Origin of the sequence: Rothia koreensis (genome assembly GCF_004136575.1) — a bacterium.
GTDB lineage: Bacteria > Actinomycetota > Actinomycetes > Actinomycetales > Micrococcaceae > Rothia > Rothia koreensis.
Map to the genome: position 1 here is coordinate 1 of NZ_NOIQ01000019.1, position 24,024 is coordinate 24,024.

The following is a 24,024-nucleotide window of genomic DNA, read 5'->3' on the forward strand; positions in this document are numbered from 1 at the left end:
ACCCCACCCTGCGGGGAACCCCGCGGGAGCCCCCGCGGGAACCCGACACCCCCAATCCGCCGCACCTTTCCGCGGCGTGCGCGACTGTGGGTCCGGAGATGAAGTTCCACGAAGAATTACTAAGGTCACCCTGACCTGTCCCACGTCATCTCGTTAGACTGAAAGACAGTGTCTCCGTACTGCTCCGTGTCCGGGCCCAGCCCTGACATCGGCAATGAAAGGAATCTCTGTGTCTGAAAACCCCGCTCGTCCGCTGCGCGTCGCCGTGATCGGATCGGGTCCCGCCGGCGTGTATGCCTCGGACCTGCTGACCAAGTCCGACGCCGTCGCCGACGGCGAGGTGGATGTCAGCATCGACATCTTCGATCGCTACCCCGCTCCGTTCGGCCTGATCCGCTACGGTGTCGCCCCCGACCACCCGCGCATCAAGGGCATCATCACCTCGTTGCACAAGATCATGGAGAACCCGAAGCTGCGGTTCTTCGGCAATGTCGAATACGGCACGGACGTGACTCTGGCCGAGCTGCGCGAGCACTACGACGCCGTCATCTTCGCGACGGGGGCGTACTACGACGCGTCCCTGCACATTCCGGGCATCGAGCTCGAAGGGTCCTACGGCGCCGCCGACTTCGTGGCCTGGTACGACGGCCACCCGGACGTGTCCCGCGAATGGACCCTCGACGCGAAGGAGATCGCGGTTCTCGGGAACGGGAACGTCGCGCTCGACGTCGCCCGTGTCCTCTCCAAGCACGCCGAGGACCTCCTGGTGACCGAGATTCCCGACAACGTGTACGAGGGACTCAAGAAGTCTCCGGTGACCGACGTCCACATTTTCGGTCGTCGTGGTCCGGCGCAGATGAAGTTCACCCCGCTCGAGCTCCGGGAACTGGCGAAGTCCCGCGACGTCGACATCGTCCTCCACGAGGAGGAATTCCAGTACGACGAAGCCTCCGAGGCCGCGATCGAGTCCAACAACCAGATCAAGGCCCTCATCAAGACCCTGGACAAGTGGCGGGAGGAGCAGAAGGAGAACCCGGGAACCGCTTCCCGCAGGCTCCACCTGCACTTCCTGCAGTCCCCGGCGGAGATCGTGGGCGACGAGAACGGCAAGGTCCGCGCGATCCGCATGGAGCGCAACGAACTCGACGGTGCCGGCGGAATCCGGCCCACGGGCGAGACGGTCGAGTACCCGGTCCAGGCCGTGTACCGCGCGATCGGTTACCACGGTTCGGAGCTCCCGGAGATCGGCTACGACGTGACCCGCGGCGTCATCCCCAATGAGGAAGGCCGAGTTCTCGACGAGACCGAGTCCCCGATCCCCGGCCTGTACGCGACCGGCTGGATCAAGCGCGGCCCCGTGGGGCTGATCGGCTCGACCAAGTCCGATGCGCTCGAGACCATCACGCACCTCCTGGAGGAGCGCGAATTCACTGCGAGCGACGCCGACGCCGACAGCATCCCCGGATTCCTCGAGTCCAAGGGCATCGAGTACACGACGTGGGAAGGCTGGCACACCCTCGACGAGCACGAACAGTCGCTCGGGCAGGAAGCGACCGACGCCGAGGGCAACCCCCGCAAGCGCGTCAAGGTCGTGCCCCGGGAAGACATGGTGCAGATTTCCCGCAGCGGACAGTAGCGGCCGACGCCGCCCGGCCCCGGCTCCGACGCCGCCTGGCCCCGGCTCCGGGGCCGTCGCTCGGACCTCGGGGCCTGGGTTCCTCGGGGCCCGGGCCTCTCGGGTTCCGCGCCTCTCGGGTTCCGGGGTCGGCGGCGGCAGCCGGTCCCGGCCGGTCGCGCTCGATGGTGCGCCGGACTTGCCGCGTAATTGGCCCCTGGCCAGGGACAAAGTGTGAGGGACGTCCTAGAATGAGGGTAGGTACTACCCGAGGAGGGACGCCATGTCAGACACGAATGGTTCGAATTCCAACAGTACGTTCGGAGCCCGCGCCGTCGCGGAAGGCTCCGGTCATCAGGACCTGGGGCACATACACGGCGAGGTCGTCGTCGGGATCGACGGTTCCGACCAGAGCTATGGCGCCCTGACCTGGGCGGTCGCCGAAGCGAAACGGCGGAAAGTGCCGGTACGGCTCGTCACCGCTTACTCCCTGCCGGTGTTCACGGGGACGGGCTTCGACTCAGGCTATTCGGTCATCGACGACAAAGCCCTCGAGGACGGCGTCACCCAGATTCTCGATGAGGCCCACCGTCGTGTCGAGGGCGACGACGTCGAGCTGCGCGCCACCGTGGAGACGGGCGACGCATCCGGAATCCTGCTCGAATTGTCCAAGAGGGCCGAACTGATCGTGGTCGGGTCCCGGTCGGCCAAAGGATTCCTCGGACGGTTGCTCGGTACGGTCTCGACGGCGCTGCCCGCCAAGTCGCACTGCCCTGTCGTCGTCGTTCCCCTCAACTGGGCCAAGAGGCACGCGGAGGATGCCACGATTCTGCAACCGAGCCACGGCGTCGCCGTGGGTTCGGACGGTTCCGACCAGGCCCGTATCGCGATCCTCAAGGCCGCGGAGCAGGCGGAGCGCATGGGTGTGGGGCTGAAGCTGGTGAACGCTCTCGCCCCCTTCACGGGCGCGGTGAACTGGGTTCCGGCGGCCGTCGACTTCGAGGCCATGTACCGCGAGGTCGAGGATCTGCAGAATCAGGCCAAGGAATGGATCAGCGGCTTCTACCCGAAGCTCGAGGTCAGCGCGGAGCTCATTGACGGCTCCCCGGTCAAGGTTCTGATCGAGGCGGGCCAGGAGGCCGACATGATCGTGGTCGGTACTCGTGGTCGCGGTGGTCTGACCGGCATGATCCTCGGTTCGACCTCCCAAGGCGTGCTGCACAGCTCCGACAACCCGGTCATGATCGTCCCCGAGCTCGAGGACGAACGCATCGATTCCGCCCCGCGCCCGGGCGTCGTCTGGGGCTGATTGGTCCGAAACGCAGGACGGCGGCCGGTTCGGAAGTCCCCGGATCGGCCGCCGGTTGTGATTCGGGACGCTTTTCGCCGATTCGATTTGTGCTCAGGCTCCGAAGGCGATTATGCTTATGGAGGTCCAAGCGAGGAAACTCCCGAGCTGGCCTAAGCCCCCATCGTCTAGCGGCCTAGGACACCGCCCTTTCACGGCGGCGGCACGGGTTCGAATCCCGTTGGGGGTACTGCAAATCACCGATTTGCACACCTGAGTTTGTTCCAATAAGGTTTTAGCTCGTTGGAAAAAACTTCTAGGCCCTGTAGCGCAGTTGGTTAGCGCGCCGCCCTGTCACGGCGGAGGTCGCGGGTTCAAGTCCCGTCAGGGTCGCTCTGGCGGCGTATTTCTTCTGATGAAAGTCAGGCGAGACGCCGTCGTGGCATATCTGCAGAAGATGTGCCTGGCTCTGTAGCTCAGTTGGTAGAGCGTACGACTGAAAATCGTAAGGTCACCGGATCGACGCCGGTCGGAGCCACTGAAAACCGCCCCGTAGGCTTCTATGCGGGGCGGTTTTCTTTGTTAACAGTCGCTCGATCGAGCCGTGGACAAGGCATTCGGGGCATCTCGGAAGCTCAAGACAGAGGACCAGCGTAGAGGTCCCGTTTCGCGACTATAAGGAGCTGACATCGAGCTGCATCATCGGACCGAGTTCGGTCGATCTCGGACGATACCGACGCAATACCAAGAATTTCAGCTGCATCGGAATGCGCGTTGGAGATTGGGGAGCCACGATCATGCAGACCCCAACCAACGTTTCGCTGACTCCAAGCCCGACGAGATCGTGGAACGGTGGGAAGACCTACAAGGACCAACCACAGGGATCATCACACTGCCGTAATGCTTGTGCTGGCCACCTTACCGAATCCTGGACCTATCAACCATCGGTGGCCGCCGGCCACCTGCAGGCGATGGGCCACCAAATTTCCTGACAAACTCTCCGAAGCTGACACGTAGAACTAGCCCTCAAGTAGTCAGCCCACCTCTGCCGCAGCGGTGATCAGAACACGAAAACGACGATCGGAAACGGAGGTGGGGTCCCTCGGGTGAACCGAGCGTGGATTATTCGTAGTGATACCGGCAGGCTGCAATCCGTATGTCGTCGTCGCTGATCTTGTAGACGAGTCTGTGCTCGTCGGTGATGCGGCGGGACCAGTACCCGGAGAAGCCGTGCTTGAGGGGTTCGGGCTTGCCGATACCCTCGTTGCCGTTGCGTTGAATGTCTTTAATAAGCGCGTTGATGCGCTTGAGGGTTTTGCGGTCCTGGGCCTGCCACCAGAGATAATCCGCCCAGGCGGCCTCGTCCCAGACCAGACTCATTCAGCCAGCTCCTGCCGAGTCCCGCCCCCGTTCTCCAGGCGGTCGATGGAAGCCAGGAGTCGACGAGCATTTGCCGGGTTCCGGAGGAGATAGGCGGTCTCCTTCAGCGATTCGTAGTCATCGAGGGAGACCATGACTACCGGGTCGTGGCCGGCGCGGGTAATGATGACCTCTTCCCGGTCGTCGGTGACTGCATCCAGGGTTTCGGCGTACCGCGCCCGTGACTCTGAGTACGACATCGTTCTCATGCCTCTACACCTTTCTAACGTACAGAATATTGTACGTTTCCACACGTTGCGGGGTCAATCGTCGTCGTTGGCGCTCCTGCGTGGTTGGGGTGCCGCCTTGAGGACAGGCCCTTAAGTTGTCAGACCCCCTCCCTACAGTGGAGACCAGAACACGGACTCAATGGACAGGCACGGAGGTGGAGCATGGACACGGAACAGGCAGAACCCGATCTGCGGGCCTACAAATACCGACTGGATCCGAACGCTGACCAGATCCGTGCCCTGTCCCAAGCGGCCGGGGCGGCCCGGGTCTCCTGCAACATGCTCATCGCCCGCAACCTGGATGCGTTGAAAGCCGGATGGGCTGCCGTACGGGAACTGATCACAGCAGGCACCGACGCCGCCGAGGCCCCGGGGAAACCCGTGATTGTCACGAAATCCAAATCGTCAGGTCACCGGATCGACGCCGGTCGGAGCCACTGAAAACCGCCCCGTAGGCTTCTATGCGGGGCGGTTTTCTTTGTTCGAAGGCCGACGATTCTCCATGGGCCTTCCGGCGCGCTTCGGCGTCATTCTTGCAGATGAGCCTCTCCCCAGCGCGAGAGGCTTGTGAAAACGGTGTCAAGAGACTGCCCTTTGGGAGTGATCCGGTAGGTGACCTGCGGCGGAACGGTCGGATTGACTTCTCGCTCGACCAGGCCGGCTTGGACGAGTGTTTTCAGCTCGGCCGAGAGCACTTTCTGGGAGACGTCACCAACCTGGCGTTGCAGGTCGGCGTAGCGGTGTTCGCGCTCCAGGAGTCGCCAGAGGATCAGCATGGTCCACTTGCCGCCGATCAGGCTGATCGTTCGGTGCACGGTAGATCCACAAAAATCCTCCGGGGTACGTTCTGTCATTCTCGGCCATCTCCTACTTCTGGGTAAGGTCCTGAATTTCAAGTGCTGTCTTCCGGAACGTGATGGTCACGCGCATCCTTGAGACTGAGGGCAATCACATCGAGGAGGAACTCTTATGCCTATCGTCAATCTCGCCATCGTTCCGGAGATGATGAACGGTGACCGAAAGGCCCAATACCGTGATGTGGTCCAGGGTATTACTGATGCCATCTCCAAGGTCACCGGAGCCCCGGAAGAGTCGGTGCACGTGCTGATCGAGGAGGTCCACTCTGACATGTACTCCGTGGGCGGCACCATGCTTCAGCAGGCCATGACGCAGCATGACTGACTGGACCAGCGCGGGTGCACGGTGAAGACTCGTTGACGAGGTCATTTCCCACGGCGCGTGATCGCGGCCACTAGCATCGAGGTCATGACGGATCTTTCGAGCGAGACCTGGTTGTTGACCGGGGCGAGCGGCAGAATCGGCAGGCAATTGCGCAGTTGTCTGCGTGAGCGGGTGGCGCATCTCGTCATCGCCGACCTGGAAGCCCCATCCGACCCCGCTTCCAATGAGTCGGCGATGGCATTCGATCTCGATGACCCGCACTCGGTTGCCGCATTGTTGCCTGGTTGCGACGGCGTCGTTCATCTGGCGGGCATTCCTGACGAAGCGCCGTACGCTGACCTGATGCGCGTCAATGCGCTGGGAACTTACCACGTGTTGGAAGCGATGCGCAGTGCCGGGGTCCCGCGTCTCGTCTATGCGTCGAGCAATCGGCTCACAGGATTTCACGCCACGAGTGAGCTGCTCGATGATCACTCAACCATACGGCCAGACGGCCTGTACGGTGCCAGCAAAGCTGCGGTCGAAGCTTTGACCCGGCTGTATGCGGACAAGTTCGGCATCCAGGTGTGCAATATTCGCATCGGTACGTACAAAGAGCGGCCCACGACGGATCGTGACGCGGCCACCTGGCTCAGCCCTGGCGACGCCAACCTCGCCTTCGAGGCGGCCATGACCACACACGTGCCGTACAGCGTCTTCTACGCGGTCTCGGCCAACCGGCACCGGTTCTGGTCGCTCGAGCCGGGGCGGGCTATTGGGTACGTGCCGAACGACGACGCAAGCGCAGTCCTCGGCGCCGACGTCCGGCCCCCGGAGGAAAGCCCTCAAGCCGGCGATATGGCGAGCCCCGAATTCACGCTGCCATACCTCTGAACCCATACCGGCTGCGCGGTCGACGGGTGCACACTGGGTGCATGACGACTCCAGACCATCCGGATTTTTACGACGCCGACGTCGACGCCCAGCTCAGGGCCTTCGTCGAGGAGCATCGCGAGATGATCGCCTCGAGCCTTGACGGCCTGAGCGAATCCGAAGCGCGGAGACAACTCGTGTCTTCGAAGACGACGCTCCTTGGCCTGGTCAAGCACGCCACTTTCGTCGAGCGGGTTTGGTTCGAGGAAGCTCGCACCGGCATATCGCGGGCAGAGTCGGGCCTCCCGGCAGGGCCCGACGAGTCCTTTGTCCTCGCGCCGGATGACACGATCGAGTCTGTCAGGTCCGCGTTCGAAACCGCGTGCGAGGCCTCGCGCGCGGCGGTGCGTTCAACGCATGGCAAGGACATCTGGTCCGGTAACCGGCGAGGGCCCCTGACGTTGCACTGGATCACGATGCAGATCCTGCGGGAGCACGCACAGCATTGCGGACACGCGGATATTCTGCGCGAGCAGATTCTCGACGCGAGGTAGCCAAACCGACCGGACCATGGCCACGATCAACCACGTTCGGGCGTGAGCGGGCGACGGGGTCGACGTCGTCGGCACTTCCCTGGCCGCGTGAGGCGTAGGCGGCAAGCGCTCAACTCGAGCTTCCCGAGGCCGGGTGTCAGCTCTCGAGCCCCTGCCCGGTCGGGGACACCAGAATCTTCACGGCCGTCTCGTTGTGGTTGATCAACGTGTCGAAGCCCTTGTCGATCAGGTCGTCGAGGCCGATCTTCCCCGTGATGAACGGACGGAGATCCACTCGGCCTTCTTCAACGAGCTTGATGGTCGCGGGGTGGTCGTACGAGTACCCGATGGTGCCCCGGAGATCGATCTCCTTCATGACCAGTTTGTGCAGCGCGACCTTGGGCTCGTGCCCCCAAATCGATACGTTGACGATCACGCCGGCCGGGCGAACGGCGTCGAGAAGCATATCCAGCACGACGTCGACCGAGCTGCACTCGAAGCCGACGTCCGCCCCCTTCCCCTCGGTGAGCCCGCGGACCTCCTCGGCCACGTCCACTTCCCGGGGATCAAAGGCATAATCGGCCACCCCTGCGTCCAGGGCCTTCTGGCGACGCAGATCCGACAGTTCCGAGACGACAACGGTCAGGCCTTCCGTCTTGGCCACGGCGGCGGTCAGCAAGCCGATGGGCCCGGCGCCGCCGATAATGGCGGTATCTCCCCGAGTGGCTCCGGACCGCATGAAAGCGTGGTGTGTGATGGAGAGGGGCTCGATCAGGGCCGCTTCATCGAGCCCCACCGAGTCCGCAATCGGGTGGACCCAGTGGCGGTTGACGGCAATCTGCTCCCCGAGGCCGCCGCCTCCACCGCCCAAGCCGATGAAGTTCATGTCAGGGCTGAGCTGATAATGGGGGTCCTCCCAATCGCGCTCGCGGACGAGAAGGGGCTCGACGACGACCTTCTGTCCGACCTGGAGATCGTCAACGCCCTCACCGAGGGCGGCGACGGTGCCGCTCATTTCGTGTCCGAGCGTGACGGGCGCTTCTTCACCGGAAATCGGGTGGGGCTGGCCCTTCGGCGGAACGAAGATCGGCCCGTCCAGGTACTCGTGGAGGTCGGTGCCGCAGATACCGGACCACGCGACGTCGATGAGAACCTCGCCGGGACCTGCTGTCGGCGGTTCGACGTCGTCAATTCGGATGTCGTGGTTCTGGTAATAACGGGCGGCGCGCATGGTTTCTTCTTCCGTTCGGAGTCAGTGCACGATCAGTCTAGTGGCCTGGGTCACTACGTCGAACGTCCAGACTCACCGAGTGAGAATCCACCTCGGGGATGGGCGGCGTCTGTGGTTCGGTCGTCGTCCTCCCGGGGCCGCGGCTATTGCCCAACACCTCAACCAGGCGCGATCCGACCCCACAGTCTTCCAAGACGTGAGAGACCAGGGAGCACGAGGGAGTGGTCGATCCCGTGTACACGTCCGGACCGGTTGGTCTGTACAGAATCAGCGCGTGCGACTGAGATGGCTCGTGGCGCGCCAGGGCATGAACGAGCGGAGGCGCATCAGTACCTGTTGACGATATCGATGCCCACGGTGTCCCGGTCCGCGCGTTTGTCCCACCGGGTGACCATCAGGCTGACGAGAGCCAGCACCAAGCCCGATGCGGCGAGTCCGATGCCGATCCACCCGGGGGACAGATAGCCGAAACCGGCGGCAATCGAAGCGCCGCCGAGGGCCGCCCCGAGGGCGTTGCCGATATTGAATGCCGAATGGTTGACCGCCGCGCCGAGGAGCGCGGCCTTGCCCGCGATGCGGATCAGCCGGGCCTGAATGGACGGGATCAGAATCGACTGGGTGATGCCGATGAGGAATACCGAGGCGAAGAGGCCGACCTTGGATGAGGCGAGCAGCGTGTACAGGACCAGAGAGACGATGAACGCGCTGAAGCCGAACAGGACCGTCTTGGTCAGATTGCGGTCGCTGGCCCAGCCACCGATCATATTGCCGATCGTCATGCCGATGCCCAGGACCGCCAGAACCCACGGAACGGTCGACGTCGACAGGCCCGCCACCTGGGTCGAGACCTCGGTGATGTAGGAATAGACCGCGAAGAACCCACCGAATCCGATGGAGCCGACGGCGATCATGATCCAGATGCGGACGTTCTTGAACGCTCGCAATTCGGAGCCTGCAGTGCGAGTTCCGTCTCCGGCGTGGCGTGGGAAGGAAAAGAACGCGAGAACGAGTGCTACGGCGAAAATCACCGCGACCATCAGGTAGGCCGAGCGCCACCCGAAGTTCTGACCGAGCCACGTCGCGATCGGAACGCCCACAATGTTCGCAATAGTGAGTCCGGACAGTGCCAGGGCAATTCCTTTCCCCTGGTTGCCCGGGCCCATGAGACGGGCCGCCAACAAGGAGCCGACGGCGAAAAAGGCGCCGTGGGGGAGTGCCGCGATGAATCGGAACAGGGAGAGCAGTTCGAAGGTCAGCGCGAACGCGGATGCGAGTGTCCCGAGGATGAACAGGGCAAGGAGCAGAAACGCCAGCCGCGTTTGGGATGCTTTCGCACCGAGAGCCGCGATGGTCGGGGCTCCCACCACCACACCCAACGCATACATCGTGATGAGCGTTCCGGCCCTGGCGATTTCGGTCTCCGGGGATTCGCTGAATTTCGGCAGGAGATCCCGCGCGATATCCGGAAGGAGGCCCATGGAGGCGAACTCGGTCACTCCGATGCCAAACCCACCGAGGGCGATGGCAAGGAGGGCAATGCTCCGGCGGGTGGATGTGAGACTGGTCAAAGGTGACCTTCCTGAGTGGAGGGGGATGGGTGCGAGGCAGTCGCCCTGCTCGAGCGCAGACTAGGCTAGCCCGTTCCTCGCAGGAGTGTCGACTGCGATGCTGTCCGTTGCTATATATGACCTGACGGGTCATCGCACAGGTTCACAAGCGCACATACCGGTCGTCGTGCGTACACCGGTCCAAGGCCTCCGTTGATCGGCCCTCGCGATGCACAACGCGGAGGAGGCCGTGATCGGGGGATCCTGGCATGCTCAGTTCCGGGACCCGGAGCGGCGAGTGCGTGCCGCATGGGCTCGGGCCTTCATGCGGTTGCCGCACGTCGCCATGGAACACCACTTGGCGGTCCCTGGGCGCGTGTGATCAATGAGGTAGAGATTGCACTCCGTGTTCGCGCAGGCTCTGAGCCGCCCCGGTAGGTGCTCGTTGACCCGCGACCATGCCTGCAGGACGCGAGCCGCGAGCTGCACGTCCGAAGGTGCGGACAGCTTCCACTCGACCCCAGATGGCGTGACGTCTGCCCGCATCGTCGCCTCGCTCATCAGCTCCTGGAGCGATTCAACGGCAACCTCGTTGCCACGGATCAGGTCCTGCAACCCGTCCCGGGCGATCCGCAGGCAGCGCAATTCCGCGTCGTCGCCGGACCCGCCGTGGGCGCGAGCCAGGTCGACGCCGCGCTGACCGTGCAGATACTCCATGGGCTCCCCACCGTCCCGCGGCGCGGAGTTGAGAACGTCCAGCAGAAGTTCCTCGTCTTCGATCACGTGTGCCCTCCTTCGCGGACCCATGCTACCGTGACCGTAACCAGTAAAGCTAATTTAGGAGGTTAGTCATGGTCGCTGTTCACCACCGCGAATCCATCGTTGATGGCTGGAAAGTCTTCTACCGCGAGGCCGGTCCTGCCGACGCGCCGGTGATGCTGCTCCTGCACGGATACCCCACCAGTTCGCACATGTTCCGGCACCTCATTCCCGCTCTCGCGGACCGTTATCGCGTGATCGCGCCGGACCATATCGGCTTCGGAAGGTCCTCCGCCCCGGGCGTGGAAGAATTCGAGTACACCTTCCGGGAGCTGGCTCGGATCACGCGTGCCTTCCTCACGTCAGTGAGCGTGGATCGCTTCACCGTCTACGCGCAGGACTACGGGGCGCCCATCGCATGGCGACTCGCCCTCGAGAACCCGGGCGCTGTGGAAGGCGTGATCTCACAGAACGGCAATGCCTACGACGAGGGATTCGTTCCCGATTTTTGGGCACCCATCTGGGCCTACGGGCAGGACCCTTCGCGGGAGAACGAGGAGGCCCTTCGTCCCGCGTTGGCCAGGGAAGCGGTGGAATGGCAGTACCTGCACGGAGTCCCGGACCCGTCCGTGGTGGATCCGGATGCCTGGGAGCACGACATTGCCCTTCTGGGGCGCCCGGGCAACGACCTCGTTCAGCTGGCCCTCTTCGCCGACTACCACACCAACCGCGCCCTCTATCCGCGGTTCCACGAGTGGCTGCGCACTTCCCAGGTTCCGGTCCTGGCCATCTGGGGTCGCAACGACCAGATCTTCGGACCGGCCGGGGCCGAAGCCTTCCGCCGAGATGCTACTGATCCGCGGATCGAGCTTCTGGACGGTGGCCACTTCCTGCTCGAATCACACCTGGACGACGTCGTGGCCGCTGTCCGAGACTGGAGGGCTTCCTTCTAGCTCGCACACGGTGGGGGTCCGCAGGCCCCCACTGCGCTCGCTACACCAGATGCTTGGTCGAGGTCTCCGGGGCATACCTGATGGTGAAGAGCAGGCCAACCAGCAGCACAAGGGCCAGCGCGAACATTGACCACGAGATTCCCCACGCGGAAAGCATGAGGGGAAGAATGAATGTCCCCGCGGCCGAAGCGATCCTGCTCAAGGCATTGAGGAGCCCCACGCCGGTCGCGCGCAATCTCGTGGGGAACAGTTCGGCCGGATATACCTGCGTCAGGTTCGACGCGGCGGACATCACGAAGGTGTACACGACGAACGGGATCATGAGGACGCCGATGGAGCTGTCGACCAGCAGGCCCAGCAGGATCAGCGATGCCGTGAGGATCAGGAAGGAGATGATGCTGGCACTGCGTCGCGATAATTTCTGGACGAACCACAACCCTGCGATTCCTCCAAGGAGGAGGAAAATGTTCAGGACAATTTCCTGCAGGTGCCCGCCCGAGACGTCCAGGCTCTCGAAGATGGTCGGCATGAACGTGTAGATGGCGAAGTAGGGGAGCACGAGGGCGCTGTAGAACACGATGCCGAACCAGGTGTACTTCGCCTGCCCTGAAGCAAAGACCTCGCGGAATCCGCCGCCGTCCTCGGGGCTGGAGTTCGTGGCCAGGTCCGCCGTCGAGATATCTGCCTTGAGGTATTTCCCCACGATCTTCTGGGCCTCCTCGACGCGGCCCTTGCTGATGAGCCACCCCGGCGATTCCGGGGCGCCGATCCGCACCGCCAGAACCACGAGCGCGGGAATGGCCCCGCTGGCCAGCAGCAATCGCCACGATTCCTCCCCCGCGAGGAACAGGCTTCCCAGAATATTGGCGACGACGTATCCGACGGTCCACATGACGGTCAGGGAGGACAGCATGGTGCCGCGGGACTTCCTCGGGGAGAACTCCGAGAGCAGCGTCGGTCCGACGGCGTAGTCCGCGCCGAGCCCGAAGCCGATCACAAGCCGCAGAATGAACAGGCTCAGAAACCCGTCGGCCCAGAACTGCAGGACCGAGGCGACGGTAATGATCACGAAATTGAGGACGAAGACGCGCTGGCGCCCGATGAGGTCCCCCACGCGTCCGAGCACCAGGCTCCCGAAGAACAACCCAATGAGCGCCGAACTGGCCAGCAGCCCCGATTCGAGACCGGTGAGCGACCATCCCGCCGTCAGCGCCGGCAGGAGCGCCCCGATCATGCCGAGGATGTAACCGTCCGTGAAATTGGCACCGAAGGTCATGACGGTGACTCGCAGGTGAAACCGGTTGAAGGGGATCTCGTCGATGGCCTGCGTCGTGGGCGAGTCCGATGTTTTTACCATTCGAATTCCTGATCGTTCGTGCGCTCCCGCGACAAATCGGCGGGATGCTGTGTGGTGCTGGCCAGTCCTAGTGCGACGTCGTGCGCAATTTCCTGGAGACTTCGGATGCGGCATGGCGCAGGAGCGCCCCGTCGCTTCGGTTCTTCTGCCGGGTCGCCCTGTAGGTGGGCACCAGAATGCTCATGGCCGCGATGGGCCCGTTTCCGCCGTGGACGGGTGCCGAGATGGCGGTGACGTCCTCCTCGACGATGTTCTCCGAAACCAGATAGCCCTCGTCCGGGGTGTGCCCCTGGAGGACTCGTCCCGCCGCGGATCCGGTTGCCGGGATCGTGTGGCCGACCCAGCTGACGTGTCGGACCGAATGGTTGCCCTCGACGATGCTGATGTACAGGACCGTGTCACCGTGCGCCTCGACGCTCAGGTACACGGACTCCCCGGTCTCTGCCGCGAGGTCCTGCATCGGCTGCCTGGACAGATCGGCCAGGGAATCGTTGCTGAAAGCCTGGGCACCGACCTGGATCAGACGGGTGCCGGGCCGATAGATTCCGGCGTCGTCGCGCGTGAGCCACTTGCTCGCTTCCACGGTCCGGAGCAAACGCAGGGTCGTGCTGACCGGCAGGTCCGCTTCGCGGGCGGCTTCCGCCAGCGTCATGGCGCCTTGGTCGCAGACGATCCCCATGAGATCGAGCGCTCGCTCAACGGTTCGGGTCGACGTCTCGGCCAAAGGAGCCTCCGGGTATTGGATGGGGGTGAGCCAGGTAACAGTTTTATCTAGTGAAACATTAAAACCGCCTAGTGAAAACCATAAATTTGAGGAAGACTGGGCCGCATGCGAGAACATGAGCAGCACGATCGTCACCACTCTCGGAGCGACCGCCCCCGAGATGCTCACCAGCCCGTTCAAGCGGAGCCGCCGATCGAGGTGGACGGGGCCGGGCTGACACTCACCGATCTCGACAAGGTTGCCCGTGGTGCAGGGGCCCGCCTCGCGCCGGGGGTGCTCGACCGGCTTCGCCGTCAGTATCGAGAGGCTCGAGGGATCAGCGCGCGCCAACCCGTGTACGGCCAGTCCACGGGCGTGGGTGCCAACCGGTTCGTCGAGGTCGACGAGCACGACGACGAACACGGACTGCGTTTGCTTCGGAGCCACGCCGCCGACGCCGGCCCCCACGTTCCCGAAGAGACGGTCCGAGTCATGCTGGCGATCCGTCTCTCGCAGCTGGCGGCCTCCGGGAGCGGGATCAGTCCGGACGTGGTTCAGGGCCTGGAGCGAATGCTCCGGGACGATGCCTTGCCCAGCATCAGGACGATGGGAGGCATCGGGACGGCGGATTTGGCGGCGTTGGCATCCACTGCTCTGGCGATGGCAGGGGAGCGCCCGACCACGAATCCGTGGCCCACGCCCGTCTCCTTCGGCAAGGACAGTGCCTTGCCGTTCATGAGCAGCAGCGCGTTGACCCTGGCGCGGGCCGCCCGGGCCGTGACCCGACTCCGAGACCTCGAGGGCTCGTCGCGAATTGTCACGGCCCTCTCGGCCACGGCCGTCGGAGCCAATCGGCAAGCATTTTCGCCGCAGGCGGGTCGGGCCGCCGTGATTCCCGCAGCTGCTCGAGTCGCGGAAGAAATGCGCGGTCTCCTGCAGGATGAATCGGAGCCGGCCCGCATCCAGGATCCCTTCGGTCTGCGCGCGTACATTCAGGCCCAGGGCGCCGTGGTCGACGCCATGGATCGACTTGGGCGCCTGGTCGAATCGTTGACCGCGACGGCCCAGGAGAATCCGCTCTTCGACTTCGAATCGCAGAGAGCCGTGCACCACGGTGGGTTCCACCAGGCTTCACTCGGCCTCGCCATCGACGGGCTGAACCTCGCCCTGGCCCAAAGCGCACCCCTGGTGATTTCACGCATCACCATGCTCCACGATCCGGCGTACACGGGCGCGCCCCCGTTTCTGGCCGACGGAACCGACGGCTCCTCCGGGCACATGATGGTCGAGTACATTGCGGCCAGTGCCATGGCCCAGCTGCGGAATGCCGCTCAGCCGGCGTCGCTCAACACCGTGGTCCTGTCGCAGGGTGCCGAGGAGGATGCGAGTTTCGCGACCCAGGCGGTCGAGCAGCTCGACCGGGCGGTCGACAGCTACCAGACGATGCTGTCCATTGAGCTGCTGTCGGCGCACCGGGCCATCAGCGTGCTGGGGCGGCCGACGTCGTCGTCGCTCCGCCGGGTGGTGGCCAGCCTGCGGGAGGTGCTCCCCATCGTCGCGGCCGACCACGATCTGCGCCCCGACATCGAGGCGGCCGGTCGTGTGCTTCCGGGACTGGCTCGCGGGGTTCTTCCGGAGGCTTGAGCCGGACGACGTCGGGCGCGGCTGTTTGCGGGTCGACGCCGCGTCCGCTCACTCGGTGATGGTGGCCTCGAGGACGTCGAAGGCCGAGTTCCAGCCCTCGGTGATGCCGTTGAGGACGCCGGAATCCTGCGGCAGACCCGTCAGGGTGAAAGTCATGCGGGTCGTCGCCGCGTCGATCTCCTCGAATACGATGCGCACGAGGGGAGACGTGTCCTCTTCGCCCTGATTCCCCCAGCTGAAATCCAGGCGGAAGGGCCGTTCGACGCGGTGGTACTTGCCTCCGGTGGGGAACTCTTCCCCGGTGTCGTTGTCGACCATGGTGTACGTGTAGAGCCCGCCCTCTCGCAGGTCCACGCTGACGGATTCTCGCGGTGTGTGCAGGCCCTTCGGGTGGTACCAGAGGGCCATGATGTCGGGATTGGTCCAGGCGTCCCAGACTCGGTCGCGGCTCGCCGCGAAATCGCGGACGATCGTGAATCCAGGTTCTTCGTCGCGGGGTGCGACGGCGTCGGTGTGGGTGGCGTCCGAGTTCATGATGTTTCTCCTCTGCGGGTGATCATGCTTTGTCCGGTGGAGTTTCCTCTCGCGATTCACTGGCCAGGGCGCGATCGAGGTTGTCGAACTTCTGCTGCCATTCATCGTGTGTTGCCATCAACCATTCGGCGACCGACGTCAGCTCGTCGGTGGAGAGCGAGACAATTCGTTTCTGTGCGCTCTTGGACCGTGTGATGAGCCTGGCCTCCTCGAGCACTCTCAGGTGCTGGGAGACCGCGGGCCGGCTGATCGGCAGGGGCTCGGCGAGCTCTCCGGAGCTGAGATCCCCGCCGCGGAGCCGATCAATGATCGCTCGTCGGGTGGGGTCGGCCAGCGCTGCGAAGGCCCTGTCAAGGTTCATTTAAGCCATCCCTTCATTAAGTAACCCCTACAATACGGAAGCCTGTTCGTGTGTCAAGGGGGCGGAGGGACGGCCGAGACGGTTGCGTATTTTAGGTCGAGATCTGAGACCCCGGAGCTGTCCGCGCTTCACTGTTGTACCCTGCCCGCATGAGCCTTGTTGTGCGTGACGCCGCTGTTGACGACGTCGAGGGGATGGCCAGAGTCCACGTGGAATCGTGGCAGGAGACCTATAGCCAGATCATGCCTCGCGAAGTTCTCTATGCTCCTGACCGGTGGGAGCGTCGAACGCAGATGTGGAGGTCTTTCTTCACACAGAGCGCGCAGGAGGGGCGCAAGGCCGCGGTGGCCGAGTTGGATGGCCGGATCGTCGGCATCTCCATGGCCGGACCGGCGTCAGACGAAGATCGCCGAGGGCAGCAGTTATTCGTGCTGTATGCGTACCAATTCGTCCACGGAAGCGGGGTCGGGGCTCGTCTTCTCGACGCCGTGATCGAACCTGGCCGGCCAGCGTCCCTCTGGGTTGCGGACGCAAATCCACGGGCGCAGGCGTTTTACAGAAAACAGGGATTCGCCCCCGATGGATGCGTCAAGGAAGAGGGCAGCCACGGGGTGAGGGAGATTCGTATGGTGCGTGGCGGGTCGAGGCATTGAGCGTGAATGACTGGGACAAGTGCACCACAGTCTCACCTGGTTTCCGGGGGAGGGGCGGTACTCGAACGCACGACGAGGACCGGCTCCTGACGATGGAGGACAGGTTCGGCGTTGGGGTCCTGTATCCGAGCAACGAGGGCATCAACGGCTCGTTCGGCCAATGAGGTCGGGTCGTACGCCACGGTCGTCAAATCCAAATACGGAACTTGGGCCAAGCTCGCGTTGTCGAATCCCGTGACTGACATGTCCTCCGGTACGCGAATTCCACGGCGCAGAAGGGTCCCGAGGGTCCCCATGGCGACCCGATCATTGCCGCCCACAATCGCCGTGGGCCTGTTCGGCCGATCAATGAGGCGACTCGTTGCATGTCCTCCACCGGTTTCGGAGTAATCGGCTTCAATCACATCCACGAACACTTCGAGGCCTTGCGCGGTCATAGCCGATTCGTAGGCCACTGCCCGGTCATGACTGTTCGGGCCGGCACCGCCGGTGATGTGGCTGATCCGACGGTGCCCTAGGCCGAACAAGTGGTCCATGACCAGCGCAATCCCTGTTGTATCGTCCACACGCACGTCGTCCGCCGATTCGTCAGACTTGGGACCACCCAGCATCACACTCGGCACCTCCTTGGGCAGATCGCGGATCCGAGCGGCCCCATTATCAGTGCCGAGGACCAGAACGCCTTCCACACGTTGTCCCAGAAGCTCGGCGAACACGCTGCCCTGCCCGCGTTGGGGCGTGATCGGAGCGAGAACGAGCGTGAATTCCCGCTCTTTAGCCGCGTCGAACAGAGCTTCCACCAGGTCCACTTCGAAGGGCTGGCGCATGGTAAAGACGACGCCGAGGCGCCGAGACCGTTTCCCGCTGAGGGCACGGGCCGAAGCGTTCGGGTGATACCCGAGTTGCTCGGCCATCTCGGCGACTCGTCGGCGCGTTTCCTGGCTGGCCCCGGGCTGATTCCGCAAAACCAAGGAGACGAGTTGGCGTGAAACTCCCAGCTTGTCCGCAATCGACTGCATCGTGGGAGGCCCACCCGCGGAGGCATGGACGGATGAGCTGTGCGGAACTCTGGGCTCTGGACTCATGGCTCTCATCTTGACATGACAAGAACAACTTTCAGAGTGAGAAGGCCTCGCGGAATCTCTCGAGCGCCCTCACGGAATCCTCCTCGGAAGCCCAAGCCTCCAACGCAATGGTGCCGCTGAAGCCCATGTGTCTGAGAGCGTCCGCGACGCCGGGGTAGTTAATCTCGCCCGTGCCCGGCTCTCTGCGGCCGGGTACATCGGCGACCTGGATCTCTCCTACCCAAGGCAGAACCTGACGGGTCCGTTCAATGAGGTTCCCCTCATCGACTTGGCAATGGTAGAGATCGAAATTCATCTTCAGTCCCGGGCTGTCGACTGCTTGCACAAGGTAGGCGGTTGCCTCTGACGACGCGAAAGGGGTGCCCGGGTGGTCGACACGAGTATTGAGATTCTCTATGGTGAAGACCTTGCCGGCTGCCTCCCCCAAATCAGCGATTTTCCGGAGGGTTTCCACCGCGCTTGACCATTCCTGGTCTTCGACAGCGTGTTTCGGCGTGACTGGTAGCCCCTGCGTGTCGAGGCCCGTTCCATGAAGATTGAGTCGAGGACAGCCCAGTCGTTCCGCCACGTCCAAGGAGTGCCGGGCGGAGTCCAGCAACTCGGCCGCGCCCTGCTCATCGACCAGATCTCCCGTGACATAGCCGGTCATGGAAGAGAACCTCGCACCCGTGGAGCGGAGCTCTTCCACGTCCTTGGTAGTCCAATTCCAGATCTCGACGTCGAAGCCCGCATCGCGGATCAATTCGACTCTGTGCCTAAAAGGTTGATCGAGGAATAGCATTTCGGCGTTGGCCGCCAACGTGAAAGTCATAAGAATCCAATCGGGTCAGAGCTGGACGGGGCGATTCTGGCGATACGAGTCGATACAGGCCAGAGCAATGGACAAGGCTCGGCGAGCGTCCTCACCTGTGGGGCCGTCCGGGGCGCCGGCACGAACGGCTTCCACGAAGGCGGCCAACTCATCGGTGTAAGCCTGCCGGAACAGTTCCACGTTGACGCGCGTCGTTTCTGCGGAGTTTCCGTCGGGTCCGAAGTACCGTGCACTGGTGGTCCGGACGTCACCGACCGTGACCATGCCTCGGGAGCCGAAGACTTCGCCCCTGACGTCGTAGCCATAGGTTGCGGAGAAGCTGGCCTCCGCCGTTGCGATGGCTCCGTTGTCATACCGAATAGTGACCGAGGAGGTGTCCAACAATCCTTGGTCCTTGAAATCCGGGGCTACGAGTGCATCCGCAACCGCATATACCTCGACTGGTTCGGACTCGTCGTTGAACCAGTTCAGCGTGTCGAAGTCGTGAATGAGAGTCTCCAGGAATACCGTCCACGGTTTGACCGCACCGGGGTCTGCCAATCCCGGATCCCTGGTGAGAGAACGCATCAACTGCGGAGTGCCAACGCGCTCCTCATCCACAAGTTTCTTGGCAGCCAGGAAATCAGGGTCGAATCGGCGGTTGAAACCCACCTGGAGGGGAACTCCGGCTGCCGAGGCCGCAGAAATCGCTCGGTCGGCGTCGTCGAGCGTCAATGCCATCGGCTTCTCAACGAAGACTGCCTTGCCAGCTCTTGCGGCGGCGACCACCAAGTCGGTGTGTGTGAACGCAGGAGATGCGATGACCACGCCATCGACGCGACTGTCCGCGAGCAGTTCGTCCGTATCCAGGTATGTTTTGTCGACTCCCAGCGGAGCCGCAACGCGTTCTGCCGCACCGGGTTGCGGGTCAGCCACGGCCTCGAGGGTGGCCCCGGGGATGCGCCGGGCGATGGATTCGGCGTGAAAGCTGCCGATCCAACCGGAGCCGATCAGGCCCAATCGCACCGGGGACGAGGGATGTGAAGAGAGTGTCATGGAGTATTCCTTATGTGTTGGGATTGATGACAAGAACTGCCGTCGGATCAGCGAGTCACCGGTGTCGTGACCGAGATCTGATGGTGAAAATTGCACCCGTGGTGACGCCTTCTTCGACGGCTTCGAGGGTTCGCCCCCGTGTCTCGGGCAGGAATCGGATCATGGCCACTAAAGCCAATGCGTTGACAGCGGCGAATCCGAAAAAGGAACCAGTGATGCCGAAAGTGCCGATGATCGTGGGAAAGTACAGGCTCAGTAAGGCATTGGTGACCCACAGGCAGAAGACCGAGATGCCCATGCCGAGAGCTCGGATGCGCAGCGGGAAAATCTCGCTCAACAACACCCACGTGGCGACGTTGAGGAAAGTTTGCATCGAGCCCACGAATGCGACGATCAGGATCAACAGGATGTACGGGCGGGCGGCGCTATCGGTGGGGACCGAGACCGATGCAAATCCGATAAGGAAATGGCAGATTGCGGTGAGGGCGTAGCCCGTGATGAAGGTCGTTCGTCGGTTGACCCTTTCCATCATCCACAGGGCGACGAAAGCGCCGACCACGCCGATGATTCCAGGCGCAATGTTTGCGATCAGGGCGGCTTGTGCACCGAAACCTGACTCCGCGAGAACCACTTGCCCGTAGTACAAGATCGAGTTGATGCCTGTCAGTTGCTGGAAGACGGCGACTCCGATGCCGATCACGACAATCCGAACCAGCCACTTGTTCCGAAGCACTTCTCCCAGCCCCGCCGTCGTCGTCCTTTCCTCCAGGGCGACTGTCGCGCGGATATCCCGGGCCTCGGCCTCGGCGCGTTCGGGTGAGCGGATCGTGGACAAAACCCTGACAGCGTCCTCGTTGCGTTCCTTGGACAGAAGCCAGCGGGGAGATTCCGGCATGCGCAGCATTCCGAAGAACAGGGCGATGGCGGGTAGCGCGGCGACGGCCAGCATGATGCGCCAGACTCCGTCGACGTGGCCCAGCACATTGCCGATGATCGCGTTGACGACGAATGCCGCGAGTTGGCCCGAGACGATCATGACTTCATTGCGGCCGGAGAGCGAGCCGCGGATCTCGTAGGGAGCCAGTTCGGCCAGAAACACCGGGACCACCGCCGATGCGCCTCCGACTGCCAACCCGAGCAGTACCCGCCCAATGACGAGAACCTCGAAGGACGGCGCGGAAACACAGTTGATCGTCCCCACGAAGAAGAGGACTGCCAACAGAAGAATGGTTCGACGCCGGCCCCACGCGTCGGAGAGGCGGCCGATGGTCACGGCTCCGAGTGCAGCGCCGAACAAGAGAGAGCTGGTGACAACGCCTTCGGTGATTGAGGTGAGACCCAGTTCCTGGGTCATTGGCAGGAGTGCGCCATTGATGACTCCCGTGTCGTAGCCGAAGAGCAAGCCACCCAAGGTGGCAACCAGGGCGACGACACCGAGACGGCGCTCGTGCGGTCCTTTGATCAGTGGCGGAAGAGCGCTCGTAGCAGTGTCAGTGGATGGGTGTGTCATAGCGACTCCTTCGTCGGGCTGCACACGGGACGATCGGGTGAAAGCGGCAACAACTAGCGCGCGCTAGTATGAATGTCCATACAATCTAGCGCGCGCTAGTGGATTTGTATAGCTCCCCCTCGACTTTTCTCGGAGACCACCGGTTGGCTTGTTGCCTGGCACGTGCCCCATTCGACGGGGATGGTCGGGATGGGAGAGGGACTATGCCCCTACCCACTGCTGGAAGCCGCCGACGCTTTGGGGTATCGGCGACCGGCGCGACGTCGTCGCCCCTCAGCTAAAAATCTTCACCAGTCGCCGTTCAGGCCTGTCGGGTCGGGGAGAAACGTGCGATATTGGTCCCAAGGCCGACTTCGGGCAGGGGGGAACACCATGGTTTCGTCCATCGCAACGTACATTTCGCTTCCGGGTCATACGGCCGAGGCGATGACGCACTGGCACGAGATATTCGGCGGTGAATTGACGATCCTCCGGTACGGCGACACCGGAATGGAGGGGTTGCCGTTCACGCCGGACCCGGAAGCAGTCGCCCACTCGACGCTGACGCTGCCGAACGGCGCAATCGCGGCCGGCGACTCCATGGGTGACGGCACCGACTATCCGATTCGGGGAACCGCGTATTCCCTGCTGGTCACCACCGATACCGCAGACGAGGCCCGCGGCTACATTGATGGGTTCCTTGACGCGGGCGGCACCACCAACATGCCTTTCGAGAAGGCCCCGTGGGGAGACTGGTACGGCCAGGTCTTCGACCGGTTCGGCGTGATGTGGGCCTTCTCCACGTCGGACGCTTAGCCGAGCATGTTTGCGGTCCGGCGGAGGGTTGGTCCGCCGGGCGGTAGGGGCTAGTCGAACTCGATCTCTTCGTCGTCGTCCAGGCTTTCGACCCAGTCGGTGAAGGACGTGTGGGTGATGCTCATGTCCCCGTCCGGGTCGTAGTGGATGACCTGACCGTGCGTGCCGTTGGGCCCAGGGGCGCAGTCGACGACGTCGACGGCACCGGTTCCGTCATCGTAGAAGGGGACCCAGCCCTTGACGAAGGTTCCCTTGCCGACGCGGCCGGCCTGGTAGTCCTCCTCAAGGAAGGTTTCGACCTCGTCCATTTCTTCGGCGATTTCGAGGAACTCATCGGCGTTGTCCGCCGCTTCTTCCGTGGAGCAGAATTCACGGTCGTCGGTTCCGTTGTGCCACTCGAGGAACTCTTTGTAGTCCTGGGGCAGTTCGACGCCCAGTTGTTCTTCGAGTTCGGCGATTTCTTCGGTGGTTGCGGGCTCGTTCCACTCGAGGTCTTGTTCCGCGGCGAAGAGCAGCAGCGCTTCCTTGTTCATTTGTTTCCTTCCTTGAACGGGTCGGGAGTCAGCCGAGTTTGATGTCGGAAATGGGGGTTCCGGGCGGAAGATCCTTGACCTGGTTGTAGATCTGCGCGTTGAACGACCAATAGACGTCCATGTCGGAGGGGTCGAGGTTCTCCAGGGTTTCTTCGCCGCCCAGGAACGCGGGGATTTTGAGGCCGATGCACCGATCGAACTCGATGCCGAACATGTCGAAGCGCTGGAAGGCGGCATTCATGGTGTCTTCCTCCAGAAATTCCGGGGCGTCCGGGCTCTGGAGGAGGAAGGCGATCGTGTCCTCGTAGGAGGTCAATGGGCTGGCTTCGGCGAAGGCAGAGTCGGTTCGTAGCGCCATGTCGTTTCCATCCATCTGGACGCGGCAGAAGTGACGGCCTCTCCAGTCGACGGCGAACGGGGTCAGCTCGGCGGCTCGATCGCCGAAGAATTCATGGAGATTCTCCTGGGCCAACGCGCCGGACTCCGCATTGTGAAACCGAAGAAGGCCGTTGTTGAAGGTGGTCCCGGGGAGTCGGTTGTCCTCGATGACCGGTCCAAGCACCTCGGGCTGGTACGGCCTGGTGTCCGGGTGGGTCGCGCTGAGATTCAGGGGCATGGTCGGCCATTCCAAAGGTTTCCTAGCGAATGCAACATTACCGACGACGATCTACGTGTTCCACGACAGGCGCGGCATGCGCGTCATGCCTTCGGGGAGGTGGATTTCTGGGTTTTCGGGGAAGGTGGGCATGTCGGGTGTGAATCCGAGGCGGGCTCGTGCGAAGCGGGCGTCTTCGCGCAGTTCGGCGTCGTAGTCATCCAGACTCCATCCGAGATCGTTGAAATAAGGGTATTGCCGGTAGGTGGCTGTAATACACATGTCTCTGAGGAGATGGTCTAGCCGGGGCACGGGAGAACGCACCCAGGTGGGTGCTGGTTCTTCGACGGTTCCCAGCCAGTCCATGTTCATGTAGGGATCGCCAGTGATGTGCCGGGTGATGTTTTCTGATGCGGGGAGGCGGCCGAAGCCGTTGTATTCGATGGTTTCGTCGAAGAAGTTTTGGTAGCCGGTGAGGTTGAGTTGTTCGGCGCACCAGCGGAAGGGCCCGGCTGTTTCGTAGCCCATGAAGGTGATTTCGCGGAGGTGCTTGATCTCTTCGAGGAAGGCGTGGAACAAGCTGATGGTGACGTCGGGTTGTTCCGTGACGGTTGCCAAGACAGCGACCTGGGGGAACATTGTGGGGATTGTGAACTGGTTGTTGAGTTCTTTGCGGATACCGCGCCCGAGGTATTTGGTGGCCAGTTTGGATCGCTTCTTGTCCCAGGCTGCTAGGGCCTGGTCGACGTAGGCTGATGCTGCTGGGCAGATGCGGTCTTTGCTCATGGCCTTTCAGGTA

General features: G+C 62.9%; 27 protein-coding genes and 3 tRNA genes. 13 read left to right on the top strand and 17 right to left on the bottom strand.

Annotated elements, in window-relative coordinates:
* The first annotated feature begins 214 nt into the window (after positions 1 to 214).
* The 5 genes from EWU68_RS10845 (at position 215) to EWU68_RS10865 (ending at position 3,441) form a co-directional block, all read left to right on the top strand.
* Positions 215 to 1,636, top strand: a complete 1,422-nt coding sequence (locus EWU68_RS10845) for an FAD-dependent oxidoreductase (RefSeq protein WP_129316150.1) — start codon at positions 215 to 217, stop codon at positions 1,634 to 1,636.
* A 262-nt stretch (positions 1,637 to 1,898) separates the two neighbouring features.
* Positions 1,899 to 2,924, top strand: a complete 1,026-nt coding sequence (locus EWU68_RS10850; protein ID WP_129316151.1) for a universal stress protein — start codon at positions 1,899 to 1,901, stop codon at positions 2,922 to 2,924.
* 156 nt (positions 2,925 to 3,080) lie between these two features.
* A tRNA-Glu gene (locus EWU68_RS10855) sits at positions 3,081 to 3,153 on the top strand.
* 69 nt (positions 3,154 to 3,222) lie between these two features.
* Positions 3,223 to 3,296: transfer RNA gene (locus tag EWU68_RS10860), tRNA-Asp, on the top strand.
* Positions 3,297 to 3,368: 72 nt separating this feature from the next.
* Positions 3,369 to 3,441, top strand: a tRNA-Phe gene (locus EWU68_RS10865).
* Positions 3,442 to 4,025: 584 nt separating this feature from the next.
* On the opposite strand, the gene EWU68_RS10870 is transcribed toward EWU68_RS10865, so the two are convergent.
* Both EWU68_RS10870 and EWU68_RS10875 read right to left on the bottom strand, forming a co-directional pair.
* Positions 4,026 to 4,283: a Txe/YoeB family addiction module toxin gene (locus tag EWU68_RS10870; protein WP_129316152.1), complete on the bottom strand. Its 258-nt coding sequence runs from the start codon at positions 4,281 to 4,283 to the stop codon at positions 4,026 to 4,028.
* Positions 4,280 to 4,531, bottom strand: a complete 252-nt coding sequence (locus EWU68_RS10875) for a type II toxin-antitoxin system Phd/YefM family antitoxin (RefSeq protein WP_129316153.1) — start codon at positions 4,529 to 4,531, stop codon at positions 4,280 to 4,282. Before EWU68_RS10875 ends, EWU68_RS10870 begins: the two co-directional genes overlap by 4 nt.
* A gap of 183 nt (positions 4,532 to 4,714) precedes the next feature.
* Between EWU68_RS10875 and EWU68_RS10880 the strand changes: the two genes are divergently transcribed.
* Positions 4,715 to 4,993, top strand: a complete 279-nt coding sequence (locus EWU68_RS10880; RefSeq protein ID WP_129316154.1) for a helix-turn-helix domain-containing protein — start codon at positions 4,715 to 4,717, stop codon at positions 4,991 to 4,993.
* 86 nt (positions 4,994 to 5,079) lie between these two features.
* Here EWU68_RS10880 and EWU68_RS10885 read toward each other — a convergent pair whose 3' ends face one another.
* The gene (locus EWU68_RS10885; RefSeq protein WP_129316155.1) at positions 5,080 to 5,406 is read right to left on the bottom strand and encodes a winged helix-turn-helix transcriptional regulator; all 327 of its coding nucleotides are present in this window, start codon (positions 5,404 to 5,406) and stop codon (positions 5,080 to 5,082) included.
* Positions 5,407 to 5,521: 115 nt separating this feature from the next.
* Between EWU68_RS10885 and EWU68_RS10890 the strand changes: the two genes are divergently transcribed.
* The 3 genes from EWU68_RS10890 (at position 5,522) to EWU68_RS10900 (ending at position 7,140) form a co-directional block, all read left to right on the top strand.
* A complete protein-coding gene (locus tag EWU68_RS10890) occupies positions 5,522 to 5,734 on the top strand; it encodes a 2-hydroxymuconate tautomerase (RefSeq protein WP_129316156.1) in 213 nt (70 codons plus the stop codon).
* 84 nt (positions 5,735 to 5,818) lie between these two features.
* On the top strand, positions 5,819 to 6,607 hold the full coding sequence (locus EWU68_RS10895; protein WP_129316157.1) for an NAD-dependent epimerase/dehydratase family protein: 789 nt from the start codon (positions 5,819 to 5,821) through the stop codon (positions 6,605 to 6,607).
* Positions 6,608 to 6,648: 41 nt separating this feature from the next.
* Positions 6,649 to 7,140, top strand: coding sequence for a DinB family protein (locus tag EWU68_RS10900; RefSeq protein WP_129316158.1), 492 nt, complete (start codon positions 6,649 to 6,651; stop codon positions 7,138 to 7,140).
* A gap of 136 nt (positions 7,141 to 7,276) precedes the next feature.
* Here EWU68_RS10900 and EWU68_RS10905 read toward each other — a convergent pair whose 3' ends face one another.
* The 3 genes from EWU68_RS10905 to EWU68_RS10915 form a co-directional block, all read right to left on the bottom strand.
* Complete coding sequence (locus tag EWU68_RS10905; protein WP_129316159.1) at positions 7,277 to 8,350, bottom strand: 2,3-butanediol dehydrogenase; 1,074 nt, start codon at positions 8,348 to 8,350, stop codon at positions 7,277 to 7,279.
* Positions 8,351 to 8,676: 326 nt separating this feature from the next.
* A complete protein-coding gene (locus EWU68_RS10910) occupies positions 8,677 to 9,918 on the bottom strand; it encodes an MFS transporter (protein WP_129316160.1) in 1,242 nt (413 codons plus the stop codon).
* Positions 9,919 to 10,170: 252 nt separating this feature from the next.
* On the bottom strand, positions 10,171 to 10,680 hold the full coding sequence (locus EWU68_RS10915) for a CGNR zinc finger domain-containing protein (protein ID WP_129316161.1): 510 nt from the start codon (positions 10,678 to 10,680) through the stop codon (positions 10,171 to 10,173).
* Between the two features lie 68 nt (positions 10,681 to 10,748).
* Between EWU68_RS10915 and EWU68_RS10920 the strand changes: the two genes are divergently transcribed.
* Entirely contained in the window at positions 10,749 to 11,609 is an 861-nt protein-coding gene (locus EWU68_RS10920; RefSeq protein ID WP_129316162.1) for an alpha/beta fold hydrolase, read from the top strand.
* A gap of 40 nt (positions 11,610 to 11,649) precedes the next feature.
* Here EWU68_RS10920 and EWU68_RS10925 read toward each other — a convergent pair whose 3' ends face one another.
* Both EWU68_RS10925 and EWU68_RS10930 read right to left on the bottom strand, forming a co-directional pair.
* On the bottom strand, positions 11,650 to 12,966 hold the full coding sequence (locus EWU68_RS10925) for an MFS transporter (protein WP_129316163.1): 1,317 nt from the start codon (positions 12,964 to 12,966) through the stop codon (positions 11,650 to 11,652).
* Positions 12,967 to 13,033: 67 nt separating this feature from the next.
* A complete protein-coding gene (locus EWU68_RS10930) occupies positions 13,034 to 13,690 on the bottom strand; it encodes an IclR family transcriptional regulator (protein ID WP_129316164.1) in 657 nt (218 codons plus the stop codon).
* A gap of 105 nt (positions 13,691 to 13,795) precedes the next feature.
* Here EWU68_RS10930 and EWU68_RS10935 point away from each other — a divergent pair, with 105 nt between their 5' ends.
* Complete coding sequence (locus EWU68_RS10935) at positions 13,796 to 15,313, top strand: aromatic amino acid lyase (RefSeq protein ID WP_129316165.1); 1,518 nt, start codon at positions 13,796 to 13,798, stop codon at positions 15,311 to 15,313.
* A gap of 48 nt (positions 15,314 to 15,361) precedes the next feature.
* On the opposite strand, the gene EWU68_RS10940 is transcribed toward EWU68_RS10935, so the two are convergent.
* Positions 15,362 to 15,847 (bottom strand): SRPBCC family protein, encoded by a 486-nt coding sequence (locus tag EWU68_RS10940; protein ID WP_129316166.1) that lies wholly within the window; start codon positions 15,845 to 15,847, stop codon positions 15,362 to 15,364.
* 22 nt (positions 15,848 to 15,869) lie between these two features.
* Entirely contained in the window at positions 15,870 to 16,208 is a 339-nt protein-coding gene (locus EWU68_RS10945; protein WP_129316167.1) for an ArsR/SmtB family transcription factor, read from the bottom strand.
* Between the two features lie 149 nt (positions 16,209 to 16,357).
* On the opposite strand from EWU68_RS10945, the gene EWU68_RS10950 reads away from it, so the two are divergent.
* Entirely contained in the window at positions 16,358 to 16,861 is a 504-nt protein-coding gene (locus tag EWU68_RS10950; protein WP_129316168.1) for a GNAT family N-acetyltransferase, read from the top strand.
* Between the two features lie 32 nt (positions 16,862 to 16,893).
* Here the strand turns inward: EWU68_RS10950 and EWU68_RS10955 are convergent, their stop codons facing one another.
* From EWU68_RS10955 to EWU68_RS10970, 4 genes are read right to left on the bottom strand one after another with little or no spacing between them, the layout of a single operon-like run.
* On the bottom strand, positions 16,894 to 17,946 hold the full coding sequence (locus tag EWU68_RS10955) for a LacI family DNA-binding transcriptional regulator (protein WP_162421498.1): 1,053 nt from the start codon (positions 17,944 to 17,946) through the stop codon (positions 16,894 to 16,896).
* Between the two features lie 31 nt (positions 17,947 to 17,977).
* A complete protein-coding gene (locus EWU68_RS10960; RefSeq protein WP_129316170.1) occupies positions 17,978 to 18,757 on the bottom strand; it encodes a TIM barrel protein in 780 nt (259 codons plus the stop codon).
* A 15-nt stretch (positions 18,758 to 18,772) separates the two neighbouring features.
* Positions 18,773 to 19,792, bottom strand: a complete 1,020-nt coding sequence (locus EWU68_RS10965; RefSeq protein WP_129316171.1) for a Gfo/Idh/MocA family oxidoreductase — start codon at positions 19,790 to 19,792, stop codon at positions 18,773 to 18,775.
* A gap of 55 nt (positions 19,793 to 19,847) precedes the next feature.
* Positions 19,848 to 21,302 carry a sugar porter family MFS transporter gene (locus EWU68_RS10970; protein WP_129316172.1) on the bottom strand — a complete coding sequence of 485 codons (1,455 nt, stop codon included), beginning with the start codon at positions 21,300 to 21,302 and terminating at the stop codon, positions 19,848 to 19,850.
* Between the two features lie 372 nt (positions 21,303 to 21,674).
* On the opposite strand from EWU68_RS10970, the gene EWU68_RS10975 reads away from it, so the two are divergent.
* Positions 21,675 to 22,097 (top strand): VOC family protein, encoded by a 423-nt coding sequence (locus EWU68_RS10975; protein WP_129316173.1) that lies wholly within the window; start codon positions 21,675 to 21,677, stop codon positions 22,095 to 22,097.
* Between the two features lie 50 nt (positions 22,098 to 22,147).
* Here EWU68_RS10975 and EWU68_RS10980 read toward each other — a convergent pair whose 3' ends face one another.
* From EWU68_RS10980 to EWU68_RS10990, 3 genes are read right to left on the bottom strand one after another with little or no spacing between them, the layout of a single operon-like run.
* Positions 22,148 to 22,630 carry an SMI1/KNR4 family protein gene (locus tag EWU68_RS10980; protein WP_129316174.1) on the bottom strand — a complete coding sequence of 161 codons (483 nt, stop codon included), beginning with the start codon at positions 22,628 to 22,630 and terminating at the stop codon, positions 22,148 to 22,150.
* Positions 22,631 to 22,658: 28 nt separating this feature from the next.
* The gene (locus EWU68_RS10985) at positions 22,659 to 23,246 is read right to left on the bottom strand and encodes a T6SS immunity protein Tdi1 domain-containing protein (RefSeq protein WP_129316175.1); all 588 of its coding nucleotides are present in this window, start codon (positions 23,244 to 23,246) and stop codon (positions 22,659 to 22,661) included.
* Between the two features lie 51 nt (positions 23,247 to 23,297).
* Complete coding sequence (locus EWU68_RS10990; RefSeq protein ID WP_129316176.1) at positions 23,298 to 24,011, bottom strand: hypothetical protein; 714 nt, start codon at positions 24,009 to 24,011, stop codon at positions 23,298 to 23,300.
* Positions 24,012 to 24,024 lie beyond the last annotated feature (13 nt).